We start from the raw sequence: 22,575 nt of genomic DNA on the forward strand, positions 1-22,575 counted from the left end.
CTAAAAATTAACATTGTGAATTTGATAATTTACATACCCTTAAAAATTTAAAATTTCATTTAATTTATCAATACACTGAAAATGATGAATTAATTTTTAGGTTATCACCTATTCTTTAAACATAATTTAACAATTATAATATATTTGAAGAAATGTGATAATTTATGAAGCTGAAAAAACAAGGGTTATACCTACCGGATTTTGAACATGATAATTGTGGAGCTGGTTTTATCTGTAGCTTAAAAGGAAAGAAGTCTAACGACATTATACATAAAGCTTTAGAGATATTAGACAAGCTAGAACACCGTGGTGCTGTTAGTTCTGATGGCAAAACAGGAGATGGCGCTGGTATTTTAATAGATATACCACATGATTATTTTGTAGAGGTTTGTAATTTTAATTTACCAGAACCAGGTGAATATGCTGTTGCAAACATCTTTTTACCTCAAAAAGAAAACCAAAGAGATTTTTGTATCTCTGTATTTGAAGAAAACATAAAAAAGCAAGGCCTACAATTGTTAGGCTGGAGAGATGCACCTGTAAACAAAAATGTTCCAGGACGCATAGCTATGGAAACAGAGCCATTTGTTAAGCAAATATTTATTGCTAAAGAAAATAGTTCTCAAGATTATGCTGCTTTTAACCTTAAACTATACATTGCTCGTAAAGTAACAGAGCATACTATTTTAAGTTCTAAATTATCTGAAAGCGGATTTTTCTACGTTCCTAGTTTATCTACAAAAATCATTATTTTTAAAGGTCTTTTAATGCCACAAGACATTAAATTTTACTTTAAAGATTTAATGGATCCAAGAGTGGTTACAAGGCTTGCTCTTGTTCACCAACGTTTTTCTACCAACACCTTCCCTACTTGGGATCTTGCACAACCGTTTAGGTATATGTGTCATAATGGAGAAATAAACACATTACGTGGTAATGTATCTAGAATGCGCTCTAGAGAAGAACTACTAAAGAGTGATTTATTTGGTGATGAAATAAAAAATATACTTCCTATAATATTACCAGGAAAATCAGATTCTGCAACAATGGATATGGTAGTAGAATTGCTACTAATGACAGGTAGATCCTTGCCAGAAGTTATGATGATTATGGTACCAGAAGCTTGGGAAAAAAATCCAGATATGTCTCCTGCTAAAAGAGCATTTTACGAGTATAACTCTTGTATGATGGAGCCGTGGGATGGACCCGCATCTGTACCTTTTACAGATGGCAACTATATTGGAGCAGTTCTAGACCGTAACGGATTAAGACCTTCTAGATACTCTGTTACTAAAGATGGCTACGTAATTATGTCATCAGAAACTGGTGTAGTAGATATAGAACCAGAAAACATTGAGTTTCATGGACGTTTAGAGCCAGGAAAAATGTTTTTAGTAAATATGGAAGAAGGCCGTATTGTTAATGATGAAGAAATAAAAGAAAAAATTGCTCAATTAAAGCCTTACCAAAAATGGTTAGATAATAATTTGGTGCATTTAAAAGACATCCCTTATAACGACTGCCCTTTATTTTTAGGTGAAGAAAGCTTAGATAAAAGAAAATCACTTTTTGGCTATACGTTAGAAGATATAAACACCATTATATTACCAATGGGTAAGTCTGCCAAAGAGCCTATTGGCTCTATGGGGTCTGATACGCCAATTGCCGTTTTATCTGAAAAGCCACAACTTATATACAACTACTTTAAGCAACTATTTGCCCAAGTAACAAATCCTCCTTTAGATGGTATTAGAGAAGAGCTAATTACAGATATTAGCTTAACCCTTGGTAGTGATCATAATATTTTTGACTTTTCAGAATTACACTGTCGCAAATTAAAAATTCAGAATCCTGTAATATCTAAAGAAGATTTAGATAAGATAAAAAACTATGATGCTAGTCCTGATTACAAAGTAACATCTATTCCTATTCTGTACAAAATAGAACGTGGACACAACGCCCTAGAAGAAGCATTGGCATCTATATTAGACCAGGCATCTAAAGCAATAGATAACGGTACAAATATTATCATTTTATCAGACAGAAATGTAGATAAAGACAACGCACCTATACCTGCTTTGCTGGCTTTATCTTTTGTAAATAGCGGACTTCAAAAACTAGGAAAAAGATCTAAGCTAAGTATTATTATTGAGTCTGCAGAACCTAGAGAAGTGCATCATTTTGCATTATTGTTTGGCTACGGAGCAAGTGCAGTAAACCCATATTTGGTAAACGAAATTATTGCTGAGCAAATAGAAGAAAATGACATTACAGACATTACTTTTGATGAGGCAATTAAAAATTACAACAAAGGTATTGGCAAGGGAGTTTTAAAAGTGATGAACAAAATAGGCATCTCTACATTAAACTCCTACAGAGGTTCGCAATTATTTGAGTGTATTGGTATAAACACCAAGGTTGTAGATAAATATTTTCCAAACACACCTACAAGAATACAAGGTATTGGCTTATACCAAATAGAAAAAGAAATAGCAAAAAGACACCAAAAAGCATTTAACACTAAAGAAGTAGCAGCTAATTTAGAGTTAGAAATGGGTGGCGCATATAGATGGCGTAGAGATGGAGAAAAACACTTATTTAACCCACTTACTATTGCCAAATTACAAAAAGCAGTTCGTAATAACGAACCAAGCACATACAAGGAATACTCTAGTTTAATAAATGAACAATCTAAACATTTAATGACCATTAGAGGTTTGTTTGAGTTTTCTAACTATGACCCAATTCCTATTGAAGAGGTAGAACCATGGACAGATATTGTAAAGCGATTTAAAACTGGAGCAATGTCTTACGGATCTATTAGCAAGGAAGCTCATGAAAATTTAGCCATTGCAATGAACCGTATTGGCGGCAAAAGCAACTCTGGTGAAGGTGGTGAAGATGCAGAACGTTTTTATAAAAACGAAACTGGAGATTGGAGAAACAGCGCTATAAAACAAGTTGCTTCAGGTAGGTTTGGTGTTACATCTAACTACCTAACAAGTGCCAAGGAAATACAAATTAAAATGGCACAAGGCGCTAAACCTGGTGAAGGCGGACAATTGCCTGGACCAAAAGTAAATCCGTCTATAGCAAAAACAAGAAACTCTACTCCGTATGTAGGGCTTATCTCCCCTCCTCCACATCATGATATTTATTCAATTGAAGATTTATCTCAATTAATTTACGATTTAAAATCTGCTAACAGAGAAGCAAGAATAAACGTAAAATTAGTGTCAGAAGTTGGTGTAGGTACTGTAGCTGCGGGTGTAGCAAAAGCAAAAGCAGATGTTGTACTAATTTCTGGTCACGATGGTGGCACAGGAGCATCTCCTTTAACATCTTTAAAACACGCAGGTTTACCATGGGAGCTAGGTGTTGCAGAAGCACAACAAACCTTAGTAATGAACGACCTTAGAAACAGGGTTGTTGTAGAATGCGACGGACAACTAAAAACAGGTCGTGATGTAGCAATTGCCTGTCTGCTTGGAGCAGAAGAATTTGGTTTTGCTACCGCTCCTTTAGTGGCTTCTGGCTGTATTATGATGCGTGTTTGCCACTTAAACACTTGTCCGGTTGGTATTGCTACTCAAAATCCTGAACTGCGTAAAAAGTTTAAAGGAAAACCAGAACACGTAGTTAACTACATGTACTTTATTGCTCAAGAACTAAGAGAAATAATGGCGCAACTAGGTTTTAGAACTGTAAACGAAATGGTAGGTCAGGTTCAAAAACTAGATCGCAACAAAGCTATAGAACATTATAAAGCAGAAGGCATAGACCTTACTCCTATTTTACACCAAGTAGATGTACCTGCAGATACCAAACTTCACAACACACAAAAACAAGAGCACGATATATATAAATCTATAGAGTTTAAAATTATAGAAAAAGCACACCCATCTTTATTTAGAAAAGAAAAACTAACCTTAGATTTTCCTATTAAAAATACAGACAGAGCAGTTGGTGCAATTATAAGTAATGAAATTTCTAAGACCTATGGTGCAAAAGGCTTACCTATAAACACGCTACGTTTAAACTTTACTGGTTCTGCCGGACAAAGTTTTGGTGCCTTTGCAACCAGAGGTTTAACTATGACAGTTAATGGTAATACTAATGATTATTTAGGAAAAGGACTATCTGGAGGTAAATTAGTAATAAAAGTACCAGAAGGCGCCACTATAATTCCGGAAGACAATGTTATTACAGGTAATGTAACCTTATATGGTGCTACTGCTGGTAGAGCCTATATAAATGGTAAAGCAGGTGAACGTTTTTGCGTTCGTAACTCTGGAGCAAAAACTGTTGTAGAAGGCATTGGAGACCACGGTTGTGAATATATGACTGGTGGTGTAGCTGTAATTTTAGGCGAAGTAGGCCGTAATTTTGGAGCAGGTATGAGTGGTGGTATTGCTTATGTATTTGACCCAAACAAAACGTTTGAAAAAAACTGCAATAAAGAAGCTCTTAATTTACTTTCTGTAGATGAAGCCAATGATATTGCAGAACTAAAAGACCTTATAGAAAGTCATTACAATTACACTATGAGTCCTCTGGCACAACGCTTGCTAGAAAACTGGGAAAACAGTTTACCAATGTTTGTTAAAGTATTCCCTGAAGAATACCGTCAAGCATTAAAAAGATTAGAAGAAGAAGAAAAAGCTAGCATAATATAAAGCACTATGGGAAAGATAACTGGATTTTTAGAGTTCGAAAGAAAAATAGAAGACTATGCTCCTGTAGAAGAGCGTATAAAAAATTATAAAGAATTTACACAACCATTAAAGGAAACTGAATTAAAAGACCAAGGTGCACGTTGTATGGATTGCGGAGTTCCGTTTTGCCATAGCGGATGCCCATTAGGAAATTTAATTCCAGATTTTAATGATGCGGTTTACAAAGGAAAATGGGAAAAAGCTGCAAGCATATTGCACTCTACCAATAACTTCCCTGAATTTACTGGTCGCTTATGCCCTGCTCCGTGCGAGGAAGCTTGTGTATTAGGTATTAATGAAGACCCTGTGTCTATAGAAAATATTGAAAAAAACATTGTTGAAACTGCTTTTTCCAACGGATGGATAACTGCACAACCACCAAAAACTAGAACAGGTAAAAAAGTTGCTGTTGTAGGGTCTGGACCTGCAGGTTTAGCTACTGCACAACAATTAAACAGAGCCGGACATTTGGTTACTGTTTTTGAGCGTGATGCTAAAGTTGGTGGATTATTAAGATACGGTATTCCTGATTTTAAGATGGAGAAAAACGTTATTGACCGTAGATTAGAAGTACTAAAAGAAGAAGGCATAGTGTTTAAAACCAATACACATATTGGTGTAGATATTGATGCAAACACCCTAAAAGAAGATTTTGATGCTGTTGTACTTTCTGGTGGCGCTACAGTACGTAGAAACTTACCAATAAAAGGAGCAGAACTAAAAGGTGTTGTACAAGCAATGGACTTTTTAAAACAAAATAACAAACGCGTAGATGGCATTACAGATTTAGGCGAAGAAATAAAAGCTACAAACAAAGATGTTATTGTTATTGGTGGTGGAGATACTGGATCTGACTGCATAGGAACATCTATACGTCATGGTGCTACTTCTGTCTCTAATTTTGAGATTATGAGCAAAGCAACTCCAGAGAGGCCTGCAGACCAGCCTTGGCCGTTTTGGCCTATGCGTTTACGTACAAGCTCTTCTCATAAAGAAGGTGCAGAACGTTTCTTTAGCATTTCTACCAAGGAATTTGTTGGAGATAAAGATGGTAATTTAAAAGGATTAATCACCTCAGAAGTAGAGTGGATTAAAACTCCAGGACAAAGACCAAGCCTAAAAGAAGTTCCTGGAACAGAAAAAGAATGGAAATGCGACTTAGTTTTGCTTGCAATGGGTTTTACAGGATCGGAAATGACTGTAGCTCAACAACTAGGCTTAGAAGCAGATCCTAGAACAAATATTAAAGCCTCTGCAAAAAACTATATGACTAACGTACCTGGTATTTTTGTAGCTGGCGACCAAAGAAGAGGTCAATCTTTAATAGTATGGGCCATCTCTGAAGGCAGACAGGCTGCGCATCACGTAGATGTTTACCTAACAGGAAGTTCTACTTTACCATTAAAAGGAGAAGGCGATTTACCTAGAGTTTAGAAAAAAAAATAAAAATCACTTTGTATTGATATTATACTATCTTTGCACTTTAAATTAAAAATAAAATTATGAGTAACGGTACAGTAAAATTTTTTAACGACTCTAAAGGTTTCGGTTTTATCACTCCAGATGATGGTGGTAAAGACGTTTTTGTTCACATCAGTGGATTAACTCACGAAATAGCTGAAGGAGACAAAGTTAGTTATGACGTTGAAGAAGGTAAAAAAGGACCTAATGCAGTAAACGTTGAAGTCCTTTAATATATAAAGAATTTAACTTATTACATGCAAAGCCTGTTGTTTTATACAACAGGCTTTTTTGTTTTTTATAATCATCAATCTTAAACAAAATATAAAGCCACATTTACACTATATCAATTTACATCAAATGCGTACTTTTGCATAAATATCAATCTAAAACAAAATGAGCAACAATAAAATTGCACCTTCTTTATTAGCAGCAGACTTTGGAAACCTACAGAGAGATGTAGAAATGGTAAACAATAGTGAGGCAGATTGGCACCATATAGACATTATGGACGGCGTTTTTGTTCCTAACATATCTTACGGTATGCCTGTGTTAAAAAGTATAGCACAGCACGCTACAAAAACATTAGATGTGCATTTAATGATTGTAGACCCAGATAGGTACATAAAAACCTTTGCAGAATTAGGAGCAAATGTATTATCTGTACATTATGAAGCTTGTACACATTTACATAGAACTTTACAGGCAATTAAGGCTGAAGGTATGATGGCTGGTGTTGCCTTAAACCCTCACACAAGCGTACATTTATTAGAAGATATTATTAATGATATTGATGTTGTATGCTTAATGAGTGTTAACCCTGGTTTTGGAGGACAATCTTTTATAGAAAACACTTACAATAAGGTAAAAGCATTAAAAGAATTAATTACTAAGAAAAATGCAAAAACCCTTATAGAGATAGATGGCGGTGTTACTTCTAAAAATGCAAAAGCTTTAGTAGACTCAGGTGCAGATGTACTTGTTGCTGGTAGTTTTGTTTTTAAGAGTGATGACCCTACAGCTACAATTAAAAACTTAAAAGAACTTATAGGCTAGTGAATTTATTTGATGTTATAATTATTGGCGGCGGACCTATTGGTATTGCCTGCGGATTAGAAGCTAAAAAAAACGGACTTTCTTATCTTATTTTAGAAAAAGGGTGTATTGTAAACTCGTTATACAATTACCCTGCTAAAATGCAATTTTTTTCATCATCCGAAAAACTAGAAATAGACAACATTCCTTTTATCAGTAATGAAGCTAAACCCAAAAAAGAAGAAGCTTTAGAATACTACAGAAGAATTGTAAGTAGCAATGATTTGGACATTAATTTATTTGAAAAAGTAACTAATGTAACCAAAGACTCTACTTATTATATTGTAAAAACCAGTAAGACAACTTACACAGCAAATAACGTAATAATAGCTACTGGTTTTTACGATATACCTAACAAATTAAATATTCCGGGAGAAGACTTACCAAAAGTTACTCATTACTATAATAATCCGCATTATTTCTCTAAACAAAAAGTAGCAGTTGTTGGCGCAAGTAACTCATCTATAGATGCCGCTTTAGAATGCTGGCGTAAAGGTGCAGAAGTAACTTTAATTATTCGTGGCGCAGAAGTTGGTCAACGCGTAAAATATTGGGTACGCCCAGATATTATTAACCGCATAGAAGAAGGTAGTATAAAAGTAATTTATAATGCCAATATTACAGAAATTAAAGAGACCCAAATAACAATTAAAACTGTTGATGGCGCTATTACTTTACAAAATGACTATGTTTTAGCGTTAACTGGCTATAGACCAAATTTTGATTTTCTTACTAAAATGGGCATCACCTTGTCTAACGATGCAAAAAAGATACCAACACACAATACAGACACAATGGAAACCAATTTAAGTAACGTTTATTTAGCTGGTGTAATTTGTGGTGGTATGGAAACGCACAAATGGTTTATAGAAAATTCTAGAATTCACGCTAAAAAAATAATTAGCACTATACTACAAAAGAAATAATAATTATATTACACCCTGTTTTCAGGGATATACATTTCACTAACTTGCGGGGTTATAAAAAGCTATATAAAAGCCAACTTTGTAAACAGCGCTTAAATTAGCAAACCAAATTAAGTAATTAATTAAACAATTATTATTTTTTTGACTTTAACCAAACCAACATACAGTACATTTTTTCACAAATTAAAAACAACCCTAATTCTACTTTTAGTAAGTGTTTTTCAATTAGTTAATGCACAAGAGGCAGATAGCACTGAAACCAAAGAAGAAGACCCTTCTTTTTTTTCATTTTCTTGGTCAAAAATTCAAAAAGACAAAACACTACAACCTTTGTATGATGCGTTAAAGGATGCTGAATTTGGAGCGCAACGTTTTTCTATTTTTGATCAACTTATAGAACAGCACGCAAAAAAAGCAAATACAGATTCTGTCTTACATTATGGAAATCTGTACGTTAAAGAATTAGCCAACTGGGACAAGCCAGAAAACGACAAAAAGTACCTATATACCAAAGCTCATTATTATATGTCTATAGGTAGTTCTTTAAACGGACTTTCAGATAAATCTATTGAGTGGAACATAAAAGGATTACAAGAAGCAGAAGGTATTAACGACTATGAGTTTATGTACTTGCATAAAGTAAGCTTAGCCAAAAACTACATTGCCCAAAACAACATAGACAAAGCCATAGATTTACTTGAAGAATCTATAGATAAATATGGAAAGCAGCACTCTATAATAACAAACAAAGCTTTAGTACAACTAGGTAATGCTTATGCTCAAAAAAAAGAATATAGTAAAGCAAAAGAGTATTACAACTCATCCCTAGAACTGGCAAAACAGTTTAAAGATTTACAAATAGAATTAGAGGTAAGGCTACAACAAGCAAAACTTTTAGAATTTAACAAAGAGTACAACACAGCACTACAGCAATATGCAGAAATAAGTAACCAAGCAAAAGCAAATGATTTTAATGCCGTTTATTATGAAGGAGCGTTATTAATTGCTAGGTTATACTATAAGTTAGAAGAATACAATATTGCTAACATTGGTTTAACTATGGCCTACATTAATGCTGTAGACCATGAGAACTTACAATTTCAAAGAGAGGCATTAGTTATACAAGCTAGGAGTTTTTATAAGCAAGAAGATTACAAAAATGCATACGCAACTATGACTCAACTTTATGGAGTTTTAGATGAAATAAAAGAAAAGCAACAAAGAGAAATTATAAAAGAACTAGAGATACAGTACGAAACATTAAAAAAAGAACAAGCAATATCTGACTTAAAAGAAGATCAAATTAAACAGCAAGCCGAATTAGATAGGCAAAAAACCATTAAAGCTGCTTTTTTAATTGGATTTTTAGTGATTCTTATCCCTGTCATTGCTTTACTCTATACATACTACCAAAAAATACAAGCACAAAGTGAGCTTGCCAAAAAGAACGAAGAAATAAATAACCAAAAGGTTACTACACTTAAACAAGAGCAAGAATTAAAACTTATTAAAGCCTCCATTGAAGGTCAAGATGAAGAGCGCAAACGTATTGCTCAAGAATTACATGACAGTATTGGCGGTAATTTAGCTGGCATAAAATTACAATTGGCAAGTGTTAAAGAAAAAACAGAAACTTTAAATACAATTACAGGACAATTAGATGAAACCTATCAATTAGTTAGAGACATATCTCACACCCTAATTCCTAAAAAGTTTAGACAAGATGATTTTACGCAGCTTATAAAAGAATACACAAAATCTATTACCAACACAGGTGAACTTAATGTAGAGTTTTATCCGCACCCAGAAGAAAAAATAAACACCATTAATGAAATGGTAAAAATGGAGTTGTTTAAAATTATTCAAGAATTAATGACAAACACTCTTAAACACGCCAAAGCATCTAATACAGATATACATCTAAATTACTTTGAAGATAGCATTACCTTACTTTTTGAAGATAACGGTAAAGGTTTTAACAAAGAAAATAATGGAGACGGTATTGGGTTTACAAATATTAAAAGTAGAATAGAAAAACTAAACGGTACCTTACACATAGATTCTGCTGTAAACAGAGGAACAGTAATATCTATAGAAATACCAATAAAAAACACAACCAATGACAACTTATAACCTAATTATTGCAGACGACCATAAAATGTTTATAGACGGACTTACGAGTATTTTAGAAGATGCTCCTGAGTTTAATATTACTACAACCGCTAAAAATGGTGCGCAAGTAGTAAAGTATTTAGACATAAATGGTGCTGATGACATTCATTTATTAGTGACAGATTTAACTATGCCAGAAATAAATGGTATAGAATTAAACACTATAGTAAAAGAACGCTTCCCTGGTTTAAAAACACTAGTTGTTAGTATGCATATAGATGGTGGTATGATAGACACACTAATTAGAGGCAATGTAGATGGCTATGTACCCAAAAATGCTGAAAAAGATGAATTATTAGAAGCCATTAGAACTATAATTGGCGGAGAAAAATATTTTTCTACAGAAATAAAAAAAGCTTACACTGATGCAATGTTTGCAAGCAAAAAAGAAAAAGAGGTTTCTTTAACAAATAGAGAAAAAGAGGTTTTAAAACTTATTGCTGAGGAATACACTACACAAGAAATTGCAGACGAATTGTTTTTAAGCAAGCACACAATAGAAAGTTATCGTAAAAATTTAATTTCTAAATTAAATGTGAAAAATTTAGCTGGCTTAACCAAACACGCAATAAAAATGGGGCTTCTAGACGATTAAACCTACTCTACCCCTGTTTTCAGGGTATTCATTTTCACTAATTCAGGCGTATTCTTAGACCTGTAATAACTTCATCTTTGTAGTGTATTTAAAAAAGCACTCAATTATGAAAACTAAATTATTTGTATCAGTATTAGCAACAGCAGCATTATTTTTATCTTGTAGTAATGATAAAAAAACGACAGAACAAGGTCTAGCTAACACGCAAATTAAGTCGGACATTATTATTGAAAACACAAAAATAAGAACAGGCATTTCTGCTGCAGATGAAGAACGTTCTTTTATCATAGTAACAGGAAAATCTTTATTAAATGGTACAGCAACTGTAAAGACTACCAATTTAAAAGGTGAAGAAATACATTGTGAATCATTTCCTGCAAAACAATTAATTGATCAAGAATATAAAACAGCAAATTCTACCCTGAAAGAATCTCATATTATGGAAAATGTACAAAACTATTTTGAGGTTAATCACAGTAACGATTTAGCTAAGTCATAATATTACACTACATATCTACTAAAAAGCCATGCTATTTGCGTGGCTTTTGTTATTCTAAAATAAAAAATACTTGTTGATCCCTAAAAGCTCCGCTCTAAAAACAAAGAATCCAAAATTAAAACACAAGTAAACTTGCTTTTTTAATTTTGGATTCTTTGCTTATTCGTGACCCCGGAGGGATTCAAACCCCCAACCCTCAGAGCCGAAATCTGATGCGCTATTCAGTTGCGCCACGGGGCCTTATCAGCTTATAAAAAATTAAGCTAATTTATTTTTTACTATAGTAGAAATTGTTTTACCATCTGCTTTACCTGCTAGTTGAGAAGATACCATACCCATTACCTTACCCATATCTTTCATACCATCTGCACCTGTTTTAGCTATTACATCTTCAACAACTTTAGCAATATCATCCTCAGACATTTGTTCAGGCAAAAACTGCCCTATAACCTCTGCCTGTGCTAATTCTGGAGCAGCCAAATCTTCCCTTCCTTGCTCTGTATAAATAGCAGCACTATCTTTACGTTGTTTTACAAGTTTTTGTATAATTTTTATTTCCTCTTCTTCACTCAACTCAGTTTTTGCACCTGACTCTGTTTGTGCCATTAGCAAAACAGATTTTATAGCTCTTAATGACTCTAAAGCAACGCTATCTTTAGCTTTCATAGCTGTTTTCATTGCCGTCATTACATCTTGTTGTAAGCTCATAATTTATAATTTTTAGGAACACGAAGATAAAAAAATAAACCCGAAAACAATTACTGCTTTCGGGTTTATACACTAAATTATATAGTTTAAAAACTACACTAATCTACATTATCATGCAAAAAAGAATTGTTAGAACGTAATTGGATATCTTCTCCGTCTTCACTTAAAGTGGTTCTTGAAATTCTATTTTCTGGGTTACTATCATTTAAATTAACACCTTGGCGTAAATAAGCTGGCTTATTTTCCATATCACTTGCTGTGTTAATGTTGTTTTTAAACTTATGGTTAAAGTCTTTTAACTTTCTTCTACGCTCATCTGCTCTGTTTTTTAGCAAATCTTCAATTGGCGTATTCATAGGATCTACCTCTACTTGTCTTTCTTCTGGCTCAGCAGCTGGTGCAGGTTTAGGCGTTGGAGCTTGAGTTGCTTTTGGAGCTACTGTTTTCTTCTCAAAAGCTAATTCTTGATCAACAATTTTAGGCTCAAATTTTTCAGCTTTAGACTTAGCACCTGTAAGTTCTTTTTCTAGCTCCATATAGTCATCTAAACTATATCTTTTTTCACCTTCTTTATTGTATTCTAATACAGGAACAACTTCTACATGGTCTTTAACGTCCATATCATTTACCTCTTCATCTAAACTAAAGGTAATTGTATGTTCTTGTTCATCTTCTTCTACTTTCTGCTCCTTTTTAGGAATATCAAAACTAAATGCAAACTGATCTTCTTCCTGTACAACCTTTACCTCTTCTGCATCTACAACATCAAAATCTCTAACATCTACTATAACAAAGTCTTCTTCTTTTGGTGCATCAGCAACTACTTCATCATAAAACACATTAAAGTTTTTTATAAAATTTGTTGTTGGTATCAAATCCATTTCTGGCTTTTCTTCCTCAAATAAAGTATGCTTTATTACTTCTGGCTCCGCAGGTGTAACTTCTGTTTTAACAGGACTAGTTTCTGGTTCTACAACATCGTATACAACATTAGCTGCAGCAGGCGTTAAATTATGCGTTGCTTTTTGCTCGTCTTCTAGAGTGTGAATTATTTTTTTAGATTCTGTGTTTACAATATCATCTTGCTGATCTACATTAAAACCCGTAGCAATAACAGTTACCGCAATAGCGTCTCCTAAGTTTTCATCTTCACCAACACCCATAATAATGTTAGCTCCATGACCAGCCTCTGTCTGTATGTGGTCGTTAATTTCCCCTATCTCATCAATAGTAATTTCCTGAGCACCGGAAACTATTAATAACAATACGTTTTTAGCACCAGCAATTTTATTATCATTTAATAATGGTGAATCTAATGCTTTCATAATAGCTTCTTGTGCTCTAGATGAACCAGATGCGTTTGCAGAACCCATTATTGCAGTACCACTGTTAGATAGTACTGTTTTAGCGTCACGTAAATCTATGTTTTGAGTGTAGTGATGCGTTATAACCTCTGCAATACCACGTGCAGCTGTTGCTAATACTTCATCTGCCTTAGAGAAACCAGCTTTAAAGCCTAAATTACCGTATACTTCTCTAAGTTTATTATTATTTATAACAATTAATGAGTCTACATTAGCACGAAGCTTTTCTATACCAGTCTGAGCTTGCTGGCATCTCATTTTTCCTTCGAACTGAAAAGGCATTGTTACAATACCCACTGTAAGGATATCCATACCTTTTGCTTGTTTTGCTATTATTGGAGCAGCACCTGTACCGGTACCACCGCCCATACCAGCAGTAATAAACACCATTTTTGTATTGGAATCTAACATATTTTTTATGTCTTCCATACTTTCTATAGCAGCTTGTTCACCAACTTCTGGATTTGCACCTGCGCCCAAACCTTCTGTTAATGTAACCCCTAATCTTATTTTGTTAGGAACCGTACTGTTTTCCAATGCTTGTGAGTCTGTATTACAAACAATAAAATCTACACCATTTATTCCGGCCTGGAACATGTGATTTATTGCGTTACTACCACCGCCACCAACACCAATGACTTTTATTACGTTACTTTGATTTTTAGGCAAATCAAAAGAGATATTACTTTCTAATTCAGTGTTCTTGCTCATACTGTTATTTTACTGAGTTATTTTTTTTCAATTTTCAACTTATGCGTTACTCCGCATTATCTAAAAAGTCTTTCAACTTATCAGACCATTTTTCAAAAATGGATTTTCGTTCTGGTTTCACTTCTTTTTTGGTTGATGTGGCATTTGGTTCTTCAGTTTGGAAACCGTCTTCTTCCTGATTATTTTCTACTGCTATTTCTTTTTCTGCTTGAGCTTCCTCTAATGCTATTTCTTTGTTTTTAGCATTAGTTTCTATAGCATTCATTAATAAACCTACTCCTGTTGCGTATAGCGGACTTGCTATATCTTGAGTAGAATCTCCTGCTAAATGCTCATTAGGGTAACCTATTCTGGTATCCATACCCGTAATATACTCTACCAATTGCTTTAAGTGTTTTAACTGGCTACCACCACCCGTTAAAACAATACCACCAATTAGCTTCTTCTTTTGGTCTTCATGACCGTAATTTTTAATCTCCATATATACCTGCTCTATGATCTCTACAACACGAGCATGTATTATTTTAGAAAGGTTTTTAAGTGTAATTTCTTTAGGCTCTCTACCTCTTAATCCTGGTATAGAAACTATTTCATTATCCTTATTTTCTCCTGGCCAAGCAGATCCAAACTTAATTTTTAATAGTTCGGCTTGCTTTTCTATAATAGAGCAACCTTCTTTTATATCTTCTGTTATAACATTTCCTCCAAAAGGAATTACAGCAGTATGCCTAATAATACCATCTTTAAAAATGGCAACGTCTGTTGTACCGCCTCCTATATCTATTAATGCAATACCAGCTTCTTTTTCTTCTTGACTTAACACTGCGTTTGCAGATGCTAATGGCTCTAATGTAATACTGCCTAAATCTAAACCAGCACTTTTAATACACCTGCCCACATTTTTTATAGATGATACTTGACCAACAACTACATGAAAGTTAGCCTCTAGCCTACCACCATACATACCAATTGGCTCCTTAATTTCTGCTTGTCCGTCTACTTTATATTCTTGTGGTAACACATGAATAATTTCCTCTCCAGGAAGCATAATTAATTTGTAAACTTGGTTTACAAGTATATCTACATCATCTTCATTAATAACTTGCTCAGAGTCTGGCCTTGTTATATAATCACTATGCTGCAAACTACGTATGTGCTGACCAGCAATACCAACAACAACAGAGCTAATTTTTAAACCAGAAGTTGCCTCTGCCTCTTCTACAGCTTGCTGTATAGATTTTATAGTTTGCGTAATATTGTTTACTACACCTCTGTGTACACCAAGACTTTTAGATTTACCAATACCTAAAACTTCAATTTTACCGTATTCGTTCTCCTTACCAATTATGGCTACAATTTTTGTTGTCCCTATGTCTAACCCTACTGAATATTTACCTGGCTCCATAACTTAAATTTTGGTACACACTACTTGATTATTGTACTCTAAACTAACAGCTTTATAATTATTTAAAGCTTTATCTTTTGTTGCTTTACTATAAAAAGCCTTGTAATTATTAAACTTAGCTTTTAAATTTTCTACCTTCCCTAAACTAACCACGTAATCCTCTAACCTAAGCTTAAGCTGAAAATCATTGTCCTTTGCAATATGAATACCAATAATGTTTTTCTTTAAAAAATCATCGGCATTAACAAAATTCAAAAAAGCAAAGCAATTTTGAAGACTATCATCTGTAATTTTACCAGTAATAATTGGCACCCTTGCAGAGTGGTTATTAGATAAAGGCATACGCTTACCCTCGTCATCCAAATAAAAATTTGAATTTCCTTGAATACGCCCTATTGGTTTACGTTGTACAATTTTAGATGTAAGTTCCCCATTTACAGTAAGATAAACTTGAGCACTCTTCACCATTTTATTGGCTTCTAAAACCTTTTCTACTTTATTCAAAACTAGCGCATCTTTTGGCACGTTTGTAAGGCTTCCTAAATTTTGTATTAACAATTTATTAACCATCTGCTGAGTTATAAACAAATTGTCTTCGCCTAAAAACTCAACTGTTGTTTTTTCTATTTTTTTAGATTGATGCCTAACACCCGCAAAAGCGTATACTCCTAGCAATAAGAGCAATAAGAACACCAATTTTATGTAGCTCCAATTTACTTTCATATTACAAAAGCGTTTTTAATTTTATCAATCTCTTGTCCAATATCTCCAGCTCCCATAGCCACTAAAACTTCTGGATTCTGATTTTTTAGCTCATTTATCAATTCTTTTTTAGAACAGATTTTTTTATTCGGATTATTTATTTTACTCAACAACCATTCAGAAGTCACTCCTTCTATTGGCTCTTCTCTTGCAGGATAAATATCTAACAAAATAATACTTTGAAATTGCGATAAACTAATTGCAAAATCATCTATAAAATCTTTTGTCCTAGAAAATAAGTGTGGCTGAAAAACAGCTACTGTTTTTTTATTAGGATGCATTTCTGACACCGCATTATACACTGCATTTATTTCTGTAGGATGATGCGCATAATCATCTATAAAAACAAAATCTTCATTTTTAATACGGTATGAAAACCTACGCTGCACACCCTTAAAAGTACCCAACGCAGCAGCAACCACATCTGGAGATTTACCAGCTTCTAAAGCCATAGCAAAAGCAACTAATCCGTTTAACAAATTATGTCTTCCTGGTTTGCTAAATTTAACTCCGTTTATAACAGAATCTGGTGTTCTTATATTAAATATATAAGAGCCATTTTTTATTTCTATATCTGTGATACAAAAATCAGAATCATCATCTATACCATACGTAATACCATCTAAAGGCAAACCGTTACGCACAAACAATTTTCCGTCTGGTTCTAACCTGTTTACATAAGCAACAAAAGCATCTTTTAAATCGTCTCCTGTACCATAAATATCTAGGTGATCTGCATCCATAGAGGTAATGCAAGCAACATTTGGAGATAGTTGCAAAAACGACCTATCAAACTCATCTGCTTCAACAACTGAATAATCTGTTCCCTCTAATAAAAAGTTACTATTAAAATCCTCCGATATGCCACCTAAAAAGGCAGTAATTGGAGTTCCTGAATCATGTAACAAATGTGCTAAAATACTAGATGTTGTAGTTTTACCGTGTGTACCAGCAACCCCAAAACAGAAAGTATTTTTTGTGATAATACCTAAAACCTCAGACCTTTTTTTAACCGCATAACCATTAGTTACATAATAATTTAACTCTAAGTGATTTTTAGGCAAAGCAGGTGTATACACTACCAGCGTATTATTTATATTTTTATAATATTCTGGTATAAGACTTACATTATCCTGATAATGAATTTCTATACCAGATACAGCAAGTTCTTTGGTTAATGGAGTTTCTGTTTTATCATAACCAGCAACTTCTTTACCAATAAATTTAAAATAGCGAGCCAAGGCAGACATTCCTATGCCACCAATACCCAAAAAGTAAACGCTATGTATATCTTTTAAATTCATTTTTTTAATAACTTACTAACTTCTAAAGCAATATTTTTTGTCGCATTTGGCAACGCTTGCTTTTTTATATTTTCTCCTAATTCTATTTGCTTTTCTTTATTGCTAAACAAATCCGTAAAAACAGTTTTAAAACTAGCATCTAACTCTTTTTCTCTCAATAAAATAGCGGCATTTTTATCTGCGTATGCCAACGCATTTTTTGTTTGATGATCCTCTGCAACATTTGGTGACGGAATAAAAATAACCGGCTTACCAACAATACTTAACTCGGACACAGAACCTGCACCAGCTCTAGATATAATAACATCTGCAGCAGCATAAGCAAAATCCATTTTATTTAAAAAATCAAACACTAAAACATTTTCATTCTGACACTCTTTATACTCCTCATAATACAACTTTCCACATTGCCAAATTACTTGAACATCTAGAGTCGCAAACAAAGGCAATTGTTCTTTAATAAGTGTATTTACCCTTCTTGCCCCTAAGCTTCCGCCCAAAACCAACAATACTGGCTTATCTTTTTTCAATTTAAAAAACTCTAAAGCTTTTTGCTTAGAGACCTTCATCTCTACCAAATCTTTACGAACAGGATTTCCTGTTTTTATAATTTTATCTGCAGAAAAAAAACGATCCATACCATCATAAGCAACGCAAATTTTTTGCACTTTACCAGCTAATAATTTATTGGTAACACCTGCATAAGAGTTTTGCTCTTGCAACACACACGGAATATTTTTACCCGCAGCAACGTGCAATAATGGTCCGCTTGCAAAACCTCCTGTACCAACTACTGCATTAGGTTTAAACTTTTTTATAATTTGCCTAGCCTTAAACAAACTACTAATAACCTTAAACGGAAACAACATATTTTTAAATGTTAGCTTACGCTGAAAACCAGAAATCCAAAGGCCTTCTATTTTATACCCAGCCTGTGGCACCTTTTCCATCTCCATACGGTCTTTGGCACCAACAAACAAAAACTCAGCATCAGGATACATTTCCTTTAGCTCATTTGCTATTGCAATAGCCGGATAAATATGTCCGCCTGTGCCACCTCCAGATAATATAAATTTATAATTGTCCACTTAACACATCTAAAGGGTTAGACTCATCTACAACTTCTTTTTCTTTTACTGGATTTTTATTACTTGCACTAAGCACAATGCCTATTGCTAAACACGTCATCCAGATAGACGTACCACCACTACTAATAAGCGGTAATGTTTGTCCTGTTACAGGAAATAACTCTACTGCAACAGCCATATTTATAAATGCCTGAAAAACTATGGGTAAGCCTACACCTACCACTAATAACTTACCAAACACACTTGGGTTAGCATTTGCTACCACAACTATTCTAAATAACAGTAACAGATAAAAAAACATCACCACCAAGCCACCAACTAAACCATATTCTTCTACTATAATAGCATAAATAAAATCTGAAGAACTTTGTGGTAAAAAGTTTTTCTGAACACTTTTACCAGAGCCTTTACCAAGAACACCGCCAGATGCAATTGCAATTTTAGCACGCTCTATTTGGTAATCCTCACTAGTATCTTCGCCATTAAAAAAGTTAGATATTCTATTCTCCCAAGTATCTATTCTATTTTCAAACAAATCCGGAACTGCCTTTGCAACCAAAATAAACAATGCTAAACAAGCAATACCCGTACCAACGATACCCAATAAATATTTAATAGGATAACCACCTAAAAAAGTTAGAGTAAGTACCATAAAAAAAATAATTGCTGCTGTAGAAAAGTTAGCTGGCAAAATTAAAACTATCACCAAAAAAACAGGAATCCACAACGGAAGCACACTCTCTTTAAAAGTAACTACCTTATCTTTAATTTTTGCTAAATAACGTGCCACATATATCATTAACACAACTGCTGCTAATGTAGATGTCTGAAACGAAAAGCCCACAAACGGAATGTTTATCCACCTACTAGCATTTGCCCCACCAATTGTTTTTCCTTGAGCTAACGTATATCCCAAAAGCAACAATACTATTGGCATAGCAATTATAGATAGGCCTTTAAAAAAGTGCATTGGTATTTTATGCACGCCGTAAATTATTCCAAAGCCAAGCATTAATAAAAAAGCGTGCTTAACAAGGTGACTTACAGCCGTACCATTACCAACCACATACACCAAATTACTACTTGCGCTGTAAACTGGCAAAAACGAAAATAATGCCAATAGCGCAACTATGCCCCAAATAGCCTTATCTCCTTTTATATTTTTAAAATAACTTAACACTATACTTATTACTTATTTTTTACAAACTTTTTACTGCTGCTTTAAATTGGTTTCCTCTGTCTTCGTAATTCTCAAACAAATCAAAACTAGCACAAGCAGGGGATAACAATACCGTATCTCCACGTTGACCAATTTTGTATGCCATTTTAACAGCTTCATCCATTCTTTGTGTCTCAACAACTAAATCTACAACATTCCCAAATTCTTCAATAATTTTAGAATTATCTACACCCAAACAGATAATAGCTTTTACCTTTTCTCTTACCAATGGCATTAACGACTTGTAATCATTTCCTTTATCTACACCACCAACAATCCAAACTGTAGCAGATTTCATACTCTCTAATGCATAATATGTTGCATTAACATTAGTTGCTTTAGAATCGTTTACGTAATGTACGTGAGCAATTTTTAAAACACTTTCTAAACGATGCGATGCACCCTGAAAATTCTCAATACTAGCCCTAATAGTAGCTTTTCTAATATTTACTAATTTAGAAGCTGCTGAAGCTGCCATTGTATTTTTTAAATTGTGTTTACCTTCTAAAGCTAAGTTGTTTGTTGCCATCTCTATTGTATTATTTTGGGTCGTTATATGTATTTTATCATTCTTTAAACAAACACCTTCTTCAATTTGTTTTTCTATTGAAAATGGTATTAATTTTGATTTAACTGGGTGATTCTCTAGCCAACTTACAAGCACTTCATCGTCTGCATCATAAATTAAATAGTCTTCTTTTGTTTGGTTCTCTGCAATTCTAAATTTTGATGCGATATAGTTATCAAACTCATAATTATACCTATCTAAATGATCTGGCGTAATGTTAGTTATAATGGCTATATGTGGTTTAAAATCTACAATACCGTCTAATTGAAAACTACTAATCTCTAAGACATAGTAGTCAAAGTTATTTTCAGACACCATTTTAGCATAGCTATCACCAATATTGCCAGCCATACCAACATGCAAACCTTCTTCTTCTAAAATGTGGTTTACCATCATTGTAGTGGTAGTTTTACCATTACTACCCGTTATACCAATAATTATAGCATCTGTATATTTACTTGCAAATTCTATCTCAGAAATTACAGGAATACGTAGCGACAATAATTTTTGCACAAGAGTTACCTTGTCTGGTATACCAGGACTTTTCATTACCAAATCTGCATTTAAAATTTTAGATTCTGTATGCTGTTCTTCTTCCCAGTCTATCTCAAAATGTTTAAGAACTTTTTTATATTCTTCTTTAATTTTTCCTTTATCAGACACAAATACATTGTATCCTTTTTTTATTCCTAAAAGCGCTGTACCAACACCACTTTCTCCACCACCAAGAATTACTAACCTCTTCACCTATCTTACTTTTAAGGTTACAAAAGTTATAATTGCAAGAATTATACTTACTACCCAAAAACGGGTAACTATTTTACTCTCATGATATCCTTTTTTCTGGTAATGATGATGTAACGGAGCCATTAGAAATATACGCTTGCCCACACCAGAAACTTTTTTAGTGTATTTAAAATAACCTACTTGTAACATTACAGAAAGTGACTCCGCAAAGAAGATTCCGCATAATACAGGAATAATTAACTCTTTACGTATTATAATTGCTATTACAGCAATAACACCACCAATAGTTAAACTACCAGTATCTCCCATAAATACACTTGCAGGATACGCGTTATACCATAAAAACCCAATAAGAGCCCCTACAAAAGCAGCAATAAAAACCACTACTTCTCCGGACTTTGGAATAAACATTATATCTAAATAATCTGAAAATATAATGTTACCAGAAACCCAGGCAAAAATACCTAGTGTAAATACTATTATTGCAGATGTACCAGCCGCTAAACCATCTATACCGTCTGTTAAGTTTGCACCGTTAGACACTGCAGTTACAATAAAAATTACAATTGGAATAAAAATTAACCAAGCATAATTTTCTGCTCCTTCTCCCATCCAAGAAATTAGACTTGTATAGTCTAACTCATTATTTTTTACCAAAGGAACTGTTGTTGCCATTGACTTAATTTCTGGCACAGAAATAGGAGCCACTACAGATCCTTTTGTTGCTATACCAGCTATTGCATTTTCTTTAATAGTTACGCCAGGATGAAAATAAAGCGTACAACCTACAATTAAACCAAGCACAACCTGACCAAGAATTTTAAATTTTCCTTTTAATCCTTCTTTATCTTTTTTAAATATTTTAATATAATCATCTACAAAACCAATAACACCCATCCAAAGCATTGTTACTATTAACAATAAAATGTAGATGTTATCCAACTTAGCAAACAACAAAACAGGAATTAAGGTAGCTAGTATAATAATTAAACCACCCATTGTTGGCGTACCAGCTTTTTGCTTTTGTCCGTCTAAACCTAAATCTCTAACCGTTTCTCCTATTTGCTTTTTTTGAAGAAAAAGAATAATTTTTTTACCATAAACAGTAGCAATCAACAACGACACAATTATTGCCATTGCAGCCCTAAATGTGATAAACTGAAACAGACTTGCTCCAGGCAATTGATACTCTTTCTCTAAAAACTCGAATAAATAGTATAACATATATTGTTTGTT

At 33.7% G+C, this 22,575-nt stretch carries 17 protein-coding genes and 1 tRNA gene; 8 read left to right on the top strand and 10 right to left on the bottom strand.

What is annotated here, in order from left to right:
• Positions 1 to 164: 164 nt before the first annotated feature.
• The 8 genes from gltB to Q4487_RS06255 all read left to right on the top strand — a co-directional run bounded on the left by gltB (position 165) and on the right by Q4487_RS06255 (position 11,463).
• Positions 165 to 4,676, top strand: coding sequence for a glutamate synthase large subunit (gene gltB / locus Q4487_RS06220; protein ID WP_303540835.1), 4,512 nt, complete (start codon positions 165 to 167; stop codon positions 4,674 to 4,676).
• 6 nt (positions 4,677 to 4,682) lie between these two features.
• Positions 4,683 to 6,149 carry a glutamate synthase subunit beta gene (locus tag Q4487_RS06225; RefSeq protein WP_303540833.1) on the top strand — a complete coding sequence of 489 codons (1,467 nt, stop codon included), beginning with the start codon at positions 4,683 to 4,685 and terminating at the stop codon, positions 6,147 to 6,149.
• 68 nt (positions 6,150 to 6,217) lie between these two features.
• The gene (locus Q4487_RS06230) at positions 6,218 to 6,409 is read left to right on the top strand and encodes a cold-shock protein (protein ID WP_013621600.1); all 192 of its coding nucleotides are present in this window, start codon (positions 6,218 to 6,220) and stop codon (positions 6,407 to 6,409) included.
• 163 nt (positions 6,410 to 6,572) lie between these two features.
• Entirely contained in the window at positions 6,573 to 7,232 is a 660-nt protein-coding gene (rpe, locus tag Q4487_RS06235; protein WP_303540831.1) for a ribulose-phosphate 3-epimerase, read from the top strand.
• The gene (locus Q4487_RS06240; RefSeq protein WP_303540830.1) at positions 7,232 to 8,197 is read left to right on the top strand and encodes a YpdA family putative bacillithiol disulfide reductase; all 966 of its coding nucleotides are present in this window, start codon (positions 7,232 to 7,234) and stop codon (positions 8,195 to 8,197) included. The genes rpe and Q4487_RS06240 overlap by 1 nt, the downstream gene beginning before the upstream one ends.
• Positions 8,198 to 8,338: 141 nt before the next feature.
• Positions 8,339 to 10,330, top strand: a complete 1,992-nt coding sequence (locus Q4487_RS06245; RefSeq protein WP_303540828.1) for a sensor histidine kinase — start codon at positions 8,339 to 8,341, stop codon at positions 10,328 to 10,330.
• Entirely contained in the window at positions 10,317 to 10,964 is a 648-nt protein-coding gene (locus tag Q4487_RS06250; protein WP_303540826.1) for a response regulator transcription factor, read from the top strand. The genes Q4487_RS06245 and Q4487_RS06250 overlap by 14 nt, the downstream gene beginning before the upstream one ends.
• A 106-nt stretch (positions 10,965 to 11,070) precedes the next feature.
• Positions 11,071 to 11,463, top strand: coding sequence for a hypothetical protein (locus Q4487_RS06255; RefSeq protein WP_303540824.1), 393 nt, complete (start codon positions 11,071 to 11,073; stop codon positions 11,461 to 11,463).
• A gap of 166 nt (positions 11,464 to 11,629) precedes the next feature.
• Here the strand turns inward: Q4487_RS06255 and Q4487_RS06260 are convergent.
• The 10 genes from Q4487_RS06260 to mraY all read right to left on the bottom strand — a co-directional run bounded on the left by Q4487_RS06260 (position 11,630) and on the right by mraY (position 22,563).
• A tRNA-Arg gene (locus Q4487_RS06260) sits at positions 11,630 to 11,703 on the bottom strand.
• An 18-nt stretch (positions 11,704 to 11,721) separates the two neighbouring features.
• A complete protein-coding gene (locus Q4487_RS06265) occupies positions 11,722 to 12,171 on the bottom strand; it encodes a GatB/YqeY domain-containing protein (protein ID WP_303540822.1) in 450 nt (149 codons plus the stop codon).
• Positions 12,172 to 12,269: 98 nt separating this feature from the next.
• Positions 12,270 to 14,246, bottom strand: coding sequence for a cell division protein FtsZ (ftsZ, locus tag Q4487_RS06270; RefSeq protein WP_100893739.1), 1,977 nt, complete (start codon positions 14,244 to 14,246; stop codon positions 12,270 to 12,272).
• Between the two features lie 46 nt (positions 14,247 to 14,292).
• The gene (gene ftsA / locus Q4487_RS06275) at positions 14,293 to 15,651 is read right to left on the bottom strand and encodes a cell division protein FtsA (protein ID WP_100893740.1); all 1,359 of its coding nucleotides are present in this window, start codon (positions 15,649 to 15,651) and stop codon (positions 14,293 to 14,295) included.
• A 3-nt stretch (positions 15,652 to 15,654) separates the two neighbouring features.
• Entirely contained in the window at positions 15,655 to 16,374 is a 720-nt protein-coding gene (locus Q4487_RS06280; RefSeq protein ID WP_303540819.1) for a cell division protein FtsQ/DivIB, read from the bottom strand.
• Positions 16,371 to 17,717: a UDP-N-acetylmuramate--L-alanine ligase gene (gene murC, locus Q4487_RS06285; RefSeq protein WP_303540817.1), complete on the bottom strand. Its 1,347-nt coding sequence runs from the start codon at positions 17,715 to 17,717 to the stop codon at positions 16,371 to 16,373. The genes Q4487_RS06280 and murC overlap by 4 nt, the downstream gene beginning before the upstream one ends.
• Positions 17,714 to 18,805 (bottom strand): undecaprenyldiphospho-muramoylpentapeptide beta-N-acetylglucosaminyltransferase, encoded by a 1,092-nt coding sequence (gene murG, locus Q4487_RS06290; RefSeq protein ID WP_303540815.1) that lies wholly within the window; start codon positions 18,803 to 18,805, stop codon positions 17,714 to 17,716. The genes murC and murG overlap by 4 nt, the downstream gene beginning before the upstream one ends.
• A complete protein-coding gene (locus Q4487_RS06295) occupies positions 18,792 to 19,985 on the bottom strand; it encodes an FtsW/RodA/SpoVE family cell cycle protein (protein WP_303540813.1) in 1,194 nt (397 codons plus the stop codon). Before Q4487_RS06295 ends, murG begins: the two co-directional genes overlap by 14 nt.
• 19 nt (positions 19,986 to 20,004) lie before the next feature.
• Positions 20,005 to 21,339, bottom strand: coding sequence for a UDP-N-acetylmuramoyl-L-alanine--D-glutamate ligase (murD, locus tag Q4487_RS06300; protein WP_303540811.1), 1,335 nt, complete (start codon positions 21,337 to 21,339; stop codon positions 20,005 to 20,007).
• A complete protein-coding gene (gene mraY / locus Q4487_RS06305) occupies positions 21,340 to 22,563 on the bottom strand; it encodes a phospho-N-acetylmuramoyl-pentapeptide-transferase (protein WP_303540809.1) in 1,224 nt (407 codons plus the stop codon).
• Positions 22,564 to 22,575: the final 12 nt, after the last annotated feature.

The organism is Cellulophaga sp. 3_MG-2023, from assembly GCF_030546975.1.
Classification (GTDB): Bacteria; Bacteroidota; Bacteroidia; order Flavobacteriales; family Flavobacteriaceae; genus Cellulophaga.

Bases quoted from the DNA above. Each gene is read 5' to 3' on its own strand.
- gltB (WP_303540835.1), top strand. From the start codon at position 165: ATGAAGCTGAAAAAACAAGGGTTATACCTACCGGATTTTGAACATGAT.
- Q4487_RS06225 (WP_303540833.1), top strand. From the start codon at position 4,683: ATGGGAAAGATAACTGGATTTTTAGAGTTCGAAAGAAAAATAGAAGAC.
- Q4487_RS06230 (WP_013621600.1), top strand. From the start codon at position 6,218: ATGAGTAACGGTACAGTAAAATTTTTTAACGACTCTAAAGGTTTCGGT.
- rpe (WP_303540831.1), top strand. From the start codon at position 6,573: ATGAGCAACAATAAAATTGCACCTTCTTTATTAGCAGCAGACTTTGGA.
- Q4487_RS06250 (WP_303540826.1), top strand. From the start codon at position 10,317: ATGACAACTTATAACCTAATTATTGCAGACGACCATAAAATGTTTATA.
- Q4487_RS06255 (WP_303540824.1), top strand. From the start codon at position 11,071: ATGAAAACTAAATTATTTGTATCAGTATTAGCAACAGCAGCATTATTT.
- Q4487_RS06265 (WP_303540822.1), bottom strand. From the start codon at position 12,171: ATGAGCTTACAACAAGATGTAATGACGGCAATGAAAACAGCTATGAAA.
- ftsZ (WP_100893739.1), bottom strand. From the start codon at position 14,246: ATGAGCAAGAACACTGAATTAGAAAGTAATATCTCTTTTGATTTGCCT.
- ftsA (WP_100893740.1), bottom strand. From the start codon at position 15,651: ATGGAGCCAGGTAAATATTCAGTAGGGTTAGACATAGGGACAACAAAA.
- Q4487_RS06280 (WP_303540819.1), bottom strand. From the start codon at position 16,374: ATGAAAGTAAATTGGAGCTACATAAAATTGGTGTTCTTATTGCTCTTA.
- murC (WP_303540817.1), bottom strand. From the start codon at position 17,717: ATGAATTTAAAAGATATACATAGCGTTTACTTTTTGGGTATTGGTGGC.
- mraY (WP_303540809.1), bottom strand. From the start codon at position 22,563: ATGTTATACTATTTATTCGAGTTTTTAGAGAAAGAGTATCAATTGCCT.